At 43.5% G+C, this 10,473-nt stretch carries 8 protein-coding genes; 1 reads left to right on the top strand and 7 read right to left on the bottom strand.

Annotated features, from left to right (window positions below; all coding sequences use genetic code 11):
• Positions 1 to 497 precede the first annotated feature (497 nt).
• The 5 genes from FOR85_RS09890 to rdgB form a co-directional block, all read right to left on the bottom strand.
• Positions 498 to 1,535, bottom strand: coding sequence for an SDR family oxidoreductase (locus FOR85_RS09890; protein WP_144297797.1), 1,038 nt, complete (start codon positions 1,533 to 1,535; stop codon positions 498 to 500).
• A 260-nt stretch (positions 1,536 to 1,795) separates the two neighbouring features.
• The gene (clpX, locus tag FOR85_RS09885) at positions 1,796 to 3,070 is read right to left on the bottom strand and encodes an ATP-dependent protease ATP-binding subunit ClpX (RefSeq protein WP_068407781.1); all 1,275 of its coding nucleotides are present in this window, start codon (positions 3,068 to 3,070) and stop codon (positions 1,796 to 1,798) included.
• 166 nt (positions 3,071 to 3,236) lie between these two features.
• Positions 3,237 to 3,914, bottom strand: coding sequence for an ATP-dependent Clp endopeptidase proteolytic subunit ClpP (gene clpP / locus FOR85_RS09880; RefSeq protein WP_102076664.1), 678 nt, complete (start codon positions 3,912 to 3,914; stop codon positions 3,237 to 3,239).
• 634 nt (positions 3,915 to 4,548) lie between these two features.
• Positions 4,549 to 5,886 (bottom strand): trigger factor, encoded by a 1,338-nt coding sequence (gene tig / locus FOR85_RS09875; RefSeq protein WP_144297796.1) that lies wholly within the window; start codon positions 5,884 to 5,886, stop codon positions 4,549 to 4,551.
• Positions 5,887 to 6,269: 383 nt separating this feature from the next.
• The gene (rdgB, locus tag FOR85_RS09870) at positions 6,270 to 6,866 is read right to left on the bottom strand and encodes an RdgB/HAM1 family non-canonical purine NTP pyrophosphatase (protein WP_223808602.1); all 597 of its coding nucleotides are present in this window, start codon (positions 6,864 to 6,866) and stop codon (positions 6,270 to 6,272) included.
• Between the two features lie 500 nt (positions 6,867 to 7,366).
• On the opposite strand from rdgB, the gene FOR85_RS09865 reads away from it, so the two are divergent.
• The gene (locus FOR85_RS09865) at positions 7,367 to 7,996 is read left to right on the top strand and encodes a superoxide dismutase (RefSeq protein ID WP_144297794.1); all 630 of its coding nucleotides are present in this window, start codon (positions 7,367 to 7,369) and stop codon (positions 7,994 to 7,996) included.
• A gap of 245 nt (positions 7,997 to 8,241) precedes the next feature.
• Here FOR85_RS09865 and FOR85_RS09860 read toward each other — a convergent pair whose 3' ends face one another.
• A complete protein-coding gene (locus FOR85_RS09860) occupies positions 8,242 to 9,060 on the bottom strand; it encodes a DUF72 domain-containing protein (protein WP_144297793.1) in 819 nt (272 codons plus the stop codon).
• A 40-nt stretch (positions 9,061 to 9,100) separates the two neighbouring features.
• Positions 9,101 to 10,228, bottom strand: a complete 1,128-nt coding sequence (locus FOR85_RS09855) for a polyprenyl synthetase family protein (protein WP_373681953.1) — start codon at positions 10,226 to 10,228, stop codon at positions 9,101 to 9,103.
• Positions 10,229 to 10,473 lie beyond the last annotated feature (245 nt).

The following is a 10,473-nucleotide window of genomic DNA, read 5'->3' as shown; positions in this document are numbered from 1 at the left end:
TTGTATTCTTGGTCGAAAACAATAGATTAGTGAGGTGCTCTTCTTTTTTCAATCACTTTCGAAGTTGAGAGTGGGGTATAATATATAAAAATCTATCGATGTGTCAATTTAGCAGCAATGATGGCAGCACTTATGATGTGGTTTAGATAAAAACGACAGCATGACTTTGCGTATACGCTCCACTTTGTTCATCAAAAACTACGGGGTAATCAATCAGTAACATGATGGTATCAAATACAAATACGTAAAGTTATTTTAAATTGAAAATAAAACATAACGTGACAAACCAAGTTAAAGAAAGCTGAAGCGCAAACCAAAGTATCTATAGTGAGTGGGAAGTAATATCGATATATCAGCAATACCGTCGCGTTTTTAGGATATTTTGACTATATGTTGTTTTCTACTAAAAAAGCGCGTGAATAGCGAAGTATTCACGCGCTTTTTGCTAAGAATGTTTCTTTAATAATTTAACTTATCGTCGTGTATTTGCCACTATATTAATGAGTAGATACCGCTTTACGGTTGGCACTTTTCGCGCGTTTTTTGCCTTTTAATTTACGTGATAATTTGTTGATATTATTGAGTACCTGACCATAACGAGACGGGAATACGCGCTGGACGGCATCCATCATTTTGGCATCGTTGCCAATTAAACAGCGTGGCTGGTTGGTGGCGGCGGCATGTAAAATAATCCAAGCCGCTTTACTGGCATCGAATTTTAAGAATTTATTAAAGCTACGAATGGCTTTGCTACCGCTACGCATACCGAGGTCGCTGATACTGTCGTTACCGCGTGCGCTATTGGCAATATTGGTTTTGATACCGCCGGGATGCACAGAAGTTGCCGACACGCCGCAGCGCTGAATGTCTAGCTCTTGGCGCAAGCTTTCGGTAAAGCCGCGCACCGCAAATTTACTGGCGTTATAGGCAGATTGGGACGGCTGCGCGGTCAAACCAAACAGGCTTGAGATATTAATGATATGACCATGCTCGTTAAAATGGCGTGCTTTGCTGTCTTTTTTACCAGTATCAATTTCACTTTCTTTGACACTGTTTTTAATCAAAGGTAAAAACGCCTTGGTGCCATAAACCACGCCCCAAAAATTGATATCCATTACCCATTCAAGCTCGCCAATACTGCTGCCTTCTACCGTTGAGTAGAGCGCCACGCCTGCATTATTAAAGATAAAATTCACTTTACCATGTTCCGCCATCACGCTGTCCGCCCACGCTTCGACAGCTTTATTGTCCGAGACGTCGAGTACGGTAGTGGTAACTTTGACATCATAGCCGACCAGTAGCTCCTTGGTCTGCGCCAATTGTTCAGGATTGATATCCGATAACGCCAGATGGCAGCCCATTTTTGCTAAATGCAGGGCAAGCTCGCGCCCCATGCCAGAACCTGCGCCAGTGATAGCGGCGACATGATTGGCATAATAAGGGGTAATATCGTGGTCTTGCTGCGAGGTAAAAGGTAGATATTGGCGCAGTGAATTCGCTATAGTTGAGACATTGCTAGAAACGTGGTTAAGCATGATAAACAGTCCTTTGTATCATTGATTTGAAGAGTTTGTTGGTCGATAAGGATAACGTATAAAAGTCGCTTTACCTTAGCATGATTTGTCCCTGTGGCTGCTATCGATTGATAAACGCAGCTGTCATTTTTAAACAGATTATAATGATAAAACACAGACATAAAAAAGCGCCTGAATAACTATCAGACGCTTTTTAAATCAATAGCCTGTTAAGCATATAGCCCGTCAAACTTGATGAAGCGCTTTTACCCAATCATCACTTATGCAATTTTAGGGGTTTTGCCTTCGTTAATCACTTGCTCGTCAACCAATACCGTTTTGGCATTTTTCATCGATGGCAGCTCGTACATGGTTTCAAGCAGAGCGTTTTCGACGATAGAGCGCAGACCACGGGCACCAGTTTTACGCTCCATGGCTTTTTTGGCAATCGCATCAAGCGCTTCTTTGGTAAACTCAATCTCAGCACCTTCCATTTCAAACAGATATTTATACTGTTTTACCAAGGCGTTTTTCGGTTCTGTCAAAATCTGTACCAAAGCTTCTTCATCAAGCTCTTGTAGCGCTGCAAGTACAGGCAGACGACCAATCAATTCAGGAATGAGACCAAATTTGATTAAATCTTCTGGCTCAACTTGCTGCAGCAAATCTGAGCTGCGGCGGCTGTCATCTTTTGAGCTGACATCGGCGTTAAAACCAATACCGCCTTTTTCCGTACGCTGCTGAATGACTTTATCAAGACCGGCAAACGCACCGCCAACGATAATCAAGATATTGCTGGTATCGACTTGGATCAGCTCTTGCTGTGGATGCTTACGACCACCATGTGGCGGGATAGCGGCAACCGTGCCTTCGATAAGTTTCAGCAACGCTTGCTGTACGCCTTCGCCCGACACGTCGCGAGTGATAGAAGGGTTGTCGCCTTTTTTACTAATTTTATCAATCTCATCAATATAGATGATGCCTTGCTCAGCTTTGCTAACATCATAGTCGGAGGCTTGCAAGAGCTTTTGCACGATGTTTTCAACATCTTCACCGACATAACCGGCTTCCGTTAACGTCGTCGCATCTGCCATCGCAAACGGCACATCAAGTAAGCGTGCGAGTGTTTGCGCAAGCAAGGTTTTACCAGAACCCGTTGGGCCAATCAGCAAGATATTACTTTTTGCCAACTCAACCATGGCGTCATCAGCACCGATTTTGGCTTTTTTGCTATCTCTAGCCAACGTTTGGCTGACTTTTAGGCGTTTATAATGGTTATAAACTGCGACCGCTAAGGCTTTTTTCGCCGCATCTTGGCCGATGACATATTCATCAAGCTTGGCACGCAGCTCTTTTGGCGTTGGTAGTTTTTTATTGACCCAAGAGGTATCAATGTCACTGTCGTCGTCGCCATCTTCGGCGCTATCAGCAATCAGGTCCGTACATAGCTCGATACATTCATTACAGATATTGGCGTCGTCAGCGGCAATCAGCTGCTTTACTTCACTTTTTTCTTTGCCGCAAAACGAACAATGCGGGGTGTTATCTTCTGCCATATACAGGCACTCCTAAAATTTAATGCTTATCAATGTTTTGATTATGGACATCAGCGCCAAAGCGTAGGGCAATGGATATATTCTCACTTATCTTAGCGCATTTAGGCCACTGATGTTTTAAAGTCCTTTAAACGTCTATTATCAAAGCTTATAAAGAAATTAAAGCTTATAAAGAATCAGGGCGACGCTCTAATACTTCGTCAACCAAGCCGTATTCTTTGGCCTCTTTAGCATCTAACCAATAGTCACGCTCAACGTCTTTTTCGATTTTTTCAACCGGTTGACCGGTACGCTCAGCTAAAATCTCGTTCAAACGAGCACGGGTTTTTAGAATTTCACGCGCATTGATTTCGATATCGGTTGCTTGACCTTGCGCACCACCTGAAGGCTGGTGAATCATCACGCGCGAGTTGGCTAGGGCATAACGTTTGCCTTTTTCGCCCGCTGCCAGTAAGAATGAGCCCATGCTATACGCGCCGCCCATACAAATGGTTGAGACTTCAGGTTTGATAAAGTTCATGGTATCAAAAATAGCCAAACCAGCACTCACTGAACCGCCTGGCGAGTTGATATATAAATGAATGTCTTTATCAGGGTTTTCGGCTTCTAAAAATAATAGCTGGGCGACGATAAGATTGGCCATGTGGTCTTCAACTTGACCGGTCAAAAAGATAACGCGCTCACGTAATAGGCGTGAGAAAATATCAAACGAGCGTTCACCGCGCGCTGATTGCTCAACCACCATTGGAACCAATGCGGCTTGAGTCGTGCTTTGTACATTGTCATGCGCACTCATCAACATATCAAAATGCGGGTTAGCAATGATGCGATCATAATCTGTCATAAAGATGTCCTGTTTATAAGTCCATAAAATAAAAAATAGAAGCTAGCTGTTGGCTACATTGTTATTGATGATTATCATTGTAAACATTATCGCTTGGTAATAAAACCTACTAGAAAATAAAACCTATTCGCGCATACATTTTATTTTATTAAATTAATCCGGCGCCAAAATATACTCAATCAAGCAGATTGGCTCTGCCTGCTAAAATAGTGGCTAATAAATAATGGTCGCCGCTAGAAATAAGTGAGCCAATGGTAACTTTTTTATCACAGCAATAATAACGCTTTAATGTGACAAATGATAAACGACTCCCTATTAATAAGGCGTCTGTGCGCACTTATCAAGGGCAGCATGAATAATCTGTTTATAAAAAATGCTATATTCAAAATATTCTAAACACGCTACGGTATTGCTGATATAAATTTTTTGTAGCCTCTGTCTGCGCAGGCACAGCAAGCAAGAAAAATTGATATCAGCAGTGTGTGATGTATCAGTATTACTTTTCACTCACTATATTAAGACAGTAGTTTATAAACGGGCAATAAAAATGCCCTAACAAAGGTGTCAGGGCATTTTTGGTAATGCTAGGTATTAAACCAGTCCGTATTGACTGGCAAAGCGCTAGATTACATGATTACATGGCTTGTTGCTGCTGAGCGGCTAGTAGGTCTTGGTAGCTCACTTCTTTGTCCGTTACTTTGCCTTGCTCGATTAGATAATCAACCACTTGGTCTTCTAGCACTACTGACTCAATGTTAGCGCGTTGCTGCTTGTCATTGGTGTAGTATTCGATGACTTCCGCTGGGTCTTCGTAGTTTTCAGCGGCTTCTTTGATAAAGCTTTCAACACGCTCTTGGTCGACTTCTAAGCCTTTGGTGTCGATAACGCGAGCAACGATGATGCCAAGACGGGCAGCACGTAGCGCTTGCTCTTCAAACAGCTCATTTGGCAGCATGTCTTTATCGAAGCTATCTGCATTGGCGCCGAACTGCTGAGAAAAACGTTGCATCATCATGTTGCGTTGACGATCGATTTCTTGCTCTAGCATGGCGTTTGGTACGTCAAACTCGTTCTTTTCTAATAGTGCGTCAAAGGTCGCTTGTTTTACTTGGCTACGCGCGGCATTTTTGATTTCGCGTTCCATGTTTTTACGTACGTCTTCTTTTAATTTCTCAACGCCGCCTTCTTTCACGCCGAATAGCTCAAGGAACTCGTCGTCGATTTCAGGGAGTTTTGATTTTTCAACCAATTTTACGTTGATTTTAAATTGTGCTTCTTTGCCAGCCAAGTTCTCAGCTTGGTAATCTTCTGGGAAGGTGACGTCGATGACTTTTTCTTCGCCCGCTTTCATACCTTTGATACCATCTTCAAAGCCTGGAATCATCTGATTGCTACCGATAACCAACTTGAAGTCTTCAGCAGAGCCGCCTTCGAATTTTTCGCCGTCGATTGAACCTTCAAAGTCAAAGGTCACTTGGTTGTCTTTGGCCGCTTTACCTTTTTTCTCAACGAACTCTTGACGCTGCTTTTGTAAGTTTTCGATCATGGTGTCAACGTCTTCGTCGCTGACGGTCGCTGTGTGACGCTCAACTTCGATTTCATCGATACCTTGGACATCGATTTCTGGGAAGATTTCAACAGTCGCTTGATAAACCAAGAAGTCGTCTTCAAGTTTGACGTCGTCGATGTTTGGCATGCCAACAGCACGGATATCTTCAGATTTGATCGCTTCAAATACGGTATCACGGATCACATCGTTGATGACTTCTTGCTGAATGCCGGCACCGTACTGTGAACGGATATGCGACATCGGTACTTTACCTTTACGGAAACCGTCAATCTTGGCGGTTTTCGCCACTTGGCTGATACGGCCTTCAACTTTGTTTTGAATTTTTTCAACGGGTACTTTAACCGTTAGCTGAGTTTCTTTGTTAGACAGCTTGTTGGTTGTGACTTGTAAATCTGTAGCCATGTTCGTTACACCTTTAGGATTAAATAGAAATAGACAACCAGGCTGCAAAATACGCGTGTGCTACTGGTTGCCGTTGGAATAAATAGGGGATATTGCTAGCGCGCGATTTCGCAATCTGTGAGCGTAGCAATCGCTGCCGACACAAAAATATGAAACGCTTTATTCTAAATAAACGCTCTCAGATATCAATATTAACTGCTAATCGCCCGCATAATAACGCTTTTTGCTCAATTATACAGACAAATAACGGCTTTCAACAAAATTTTAAAAGTAGAACAGTATAATCTATCTGTTTATTAAAGTAAAAATTATCTGTTTAATCGCCCCGTCGAGGATTTATAGGTTTAGCTATCATTGTAATAGCCTACTTATTATAAATACGCTTATAGCGGCAATTGCGCCAATAACTGCTCAATGGCCTGACCACGATGACTGATGCTGTTTTTGTCCGCAGCGCTGAGACTTGCCGCCGTCCTTTGTAATTCTGGCAACCAAAATAGCGGATCGTAACCAAAACCACCATCACCATGCGGCGCATCTAAAATCTCGCCGTGCCATAAACCTTGAGCGATAATCGGTAGTGGGTCATCGGCATGGCGTACCATGGCGAGTATACACACAAACATGCCTTTGATAGGGCTATCTGGCTTGGCTGCACGAATAGGCTGCAGATCAGCGATAAGCTTGGCGTTATTTTTGGCGTCATTGCCATGCTCGCCGGCATAGCGGGCAGAGTAGATACCGGGCGCATTGCCCAATACGGGCACACAAAGTCCTGAATCATCCGCAATCGCCGGTAGGCCACTTGCTCGGCTGGCATGCCGCGCTTTGATAATGGCATTCTCAACGAAGCTTAAACCGTCCTCGATGGCATCATCGATATCAAGCTGACCTTGCGGCACAATCGTCACAGCCAAATCTGCCGCTGCAAATAAGCGTTTAAACTCCGCAAGTTTGCCTTTATTATTACTGGCAAGCATCCATTGATTGGCAAGCTTTGTTTGCGTTAAATGCTCTTGTAGAGTCAGGTTTGCGCTGCTGGCTTGTGTCATATTCTCTGTCCGTCATTGATTCACTGATACTGCTATATTCTAGGCTAGCATGAGCTAAATTACCAATTAGCATAACGAATCGTTGATTCATAACATTTGGTAACTGATATTTGTCACCACTCTTGCTATAATAGGCGACAAGCTACAGTGAATTATATCTTATAGCTTGTGAACTTTTAGTTAATAATTCTTATAAATATCTATCATGGTTTTTGCCCATTATATATTTATAAGTACATTAACTAATAAGTGATGCGCGCTTAAGATAATTTTAGCATGCAAGCCTTTTAGGTTTACCGCAATATGTACAGCATATTGAGTAATGACTTTCACTAACAATAAACTAAGCCAATTTAGTCCGATAATTTATAGCGTTGATTTAAGCTATACCTAATACTAATGGCTAAACCAGCAAGGATAAAATAACTATGTCAAATATTACTTTACCAGACCTACCTTATGCAAAAGACGCGCTCGAGCCACATATCAGTGCTGAGACGCTAGAATACCATCATGATAAGCACCATGCCGCTTATGTAAATAAGCTAAATGAATTGCTACCGGGTTCTGGTCTAGAAGACAAAACATTGCCAGAAATCATCGTAGCGACTGCGAAAGATGACAGCAAAAAAACCATGTTTAACCAAGCAGCGCAAGTATGGAACCATACGTTCTATTGGAACTGCATGACGCCTGACAATGGTGGCGGCGAACCTACTGGTGATTTGAAAGCGAAAATCGAAGAAGATTTTGGTAGCTATGACAAGTTCCGCGAAGAGTTCAAAAACGCAGCATTGACTCAGTTCGGTTCAGGTTGGGCATGGCTAGTGGCTGATAAAGTCGGTGGCAAATTGTCTATCGCCAAAACAGCTAACGCTGATACGCCACTTGCACATGACCAAGTCGCGGTATTGACTTGTGACGTATGGGAGCACGCTTACTACATCGATTATCGTAACCGTCGTCCTGACTATGTAGATACGTTCCTAGACAAGCTCGTAAACTGGGACTACGCAAATGCAAAATATAAAGGTCAAGATGCGGGTGTTGAGAAATAATCTGTAGTCATTAAGTATTTGATTTACTTTATAAGTAGAAAAGGGGACGCTGAGAGGCGTCCTTTTTTTGGTTTACTGTTATCAAAAATTAGTTTCTGTAGGGTGTGCCCTGCGCACCATTTATAAAAGCAAATTCTCAAACTAAATACCCTATATCTTAAGGGCCTTCTGCTATTCATATAAAACAAAGGTTAAAACAATCGTTGGTATGTAGGGGACACGCCACGTTTTAACATTCAACTTGTTCAGATCACCTCAAACCCAAACTTACCTAACGCTTCACGTAACATCGCAATATTATAAAAAGCATGCGCGTTGACGGTATTTTGAAAGAAGATATAAAGCGTATCAAAGTGCTGACGCTGATTGGCAATCGCTTGCGCCCAATCGTTCATTTCAGCCTCAGAGTAGCGATAATCATGCCGATCGCTGGCACTCATCGCATCCCACCAGTTTAGATTATTACCATGCATGCGCAGATAGCCTGTGCGCTCGGTAAATATCAGCCGTGACGGCGGTAGGCCGCTGACTTTAGGATAATCGACGCTACACCAAATTAGCCCTTGCTCGATAAAGCTATCGACCACTTGCGGCGTGTGCCAGCCATTATGACGAAACTCAACCGCTAACGGATAGTCTTTAAACCAACTCACAAGATTTGCTAAATAAAGACGATGCTCGCGAGTACGATCAAAGCCGTGTGGGAATTGCAGTAGTAATGGCGCGAGAGCATTGGCTTCGATAAGTGGTGTAAGGGCAGTAATAAAAGCTTGCGCATGCTCGCTTGTGCCCTTGCGTGCATGAGTAAAGTCTTGATGCAGCTTGACGGCAAATTTCAATTCACTGTCTGCTTGCACGTAGGCTTTATCAACCATACCAGCAAAGGCTTTTTGTCCGATGGGTGCGTAAAAAGTGCTATTAATCTCGACCGCGCCGTATTGCTTGGCGTATTCGCGTAAGAAGTCGGTCTTTTTGGTGCCAGTTGGGTACAGCGTACCAAGCAGATCGGTATCGCTATAGCCGCCCGTGCCGAGGTAGATACGCTGAGTAGGGGTACTTTCCATGTTGACCACCCTTTATCGTTTTTAATGTTTATTGCTGAGCTTATTTTTTACGTGACCATAGCCATTCAATGAGTGCCAATAAGGCGTTGGTGTCCTTATTAGCGCTTAACTCACGACTATTTAATTCACGATTAAGCGCTGCGCGGCCGTCATTAAATAGCGATTGCGCATAGTGGGTCGCTTGCTCGACGCCCATCAGTTTCACATAGGTAGATTTGTCTAACTTTTCATCGCTGCCCGCAGGTTTGCCGAGGGTATCGGTGCTGGTGGTCACATCTAAGATATCGTCTTGGACTTGAAAAGCCAGACCAATATGCTGGGCGCAATCTTGCAAAGCAATACGCTGCGGCGCCGTCGCACCTGCACAGATGCCGCCCATGAGCATCGCCGCTTCAATCAACGCACCTGTTTTGTCACGGTGGATGGCTTCTAAATCACTTTGCGTGATATCAGTGCTGGCTTCGGCATTGAGGTCGAGCATTTGCCCAGCAACCATGCGTCTGGCACGCGGCGCGAATATCGCGATCAGCTGGCTTGCGATAGCAGAGTCATAGGGCGCAAAGGTTGGCAGATCAGCGGTTAGTACTTCAAAAGCAAGCGTTTGTAGCACGTCACCGGCGAGCAGGGCGGTCGATTCTGCAAAGACGATATGGGCAGTTGGCTGACCACGGCGCAGCTCATCGTCGTCCATACATGGCAAGTCATCATGCACCAATGAATAGGTATGCAACAGCTCTACCGCCAATGCTGCACGGCGCGCCATATCATAATCGGAGTCGTTTTCTAGTAGTGATTCTAAATCGCTATTTTGCTGAATTTGCTTAGCTTCTTTATCCGTGCTTTTATCAACATATTCATCAGCCTTATTAACGTCGTCATTCGCATTGCTTCGATTGACACTATCAAAGGCGCTGGCGACCAATAACGGCCGTACCAATTTACCAGTACCTGTCATCACATAACGGCAGGCATCAAGCAGCGGACTTGGCAGCTCAGCGTAAGCAAATAGCATCTCGATATCTTGCGCCAGTTGCGCGCGCACGGCGCTATGAAATTGCTCAGTATTATTATTAAAGCTCGCAAAAGGTACCGTTGTTGAAACAGTGTTTGAAGCCGTTGTTGAAGACATAGGGCTTGGCATAGAAGTAGAAGCAGGGGAAACAGTCATAATCCAACCATTAATCAGGTGAATAATAAAAATAGCGCTAGTGTAGCATGATAGATTATATTCCTTATGCTACGAGTATTATCAATGACATATTTTTGGCGGTTTAATGTTAAAAATTGGCGTAAAAAAGCCCGTTGAATAGGTGTAATATGCAACAAACCCTTGTTACCTATTATTGATTTAACTTGACGGTTAGATGTGTTTTGATAATAAAGGCTAATTCTTATCTTAAATCTCAGTATACA

The organism is Psychrobacter sp. YGAH215 (assembly GCF_007280595.1).
Classification (GTDB): Bacteria; Pseudomonadota; Gammaproteobacteria; order Pseudomonadales; family Moraxellaceae; genus Psychrobacter; species Psychrobacter faecalis.
The sequence above is the reverse complement of the archived record's forward strand: the minus strand, read 5'-3'. Positions and strand labels throughout refer to the sequence as shown.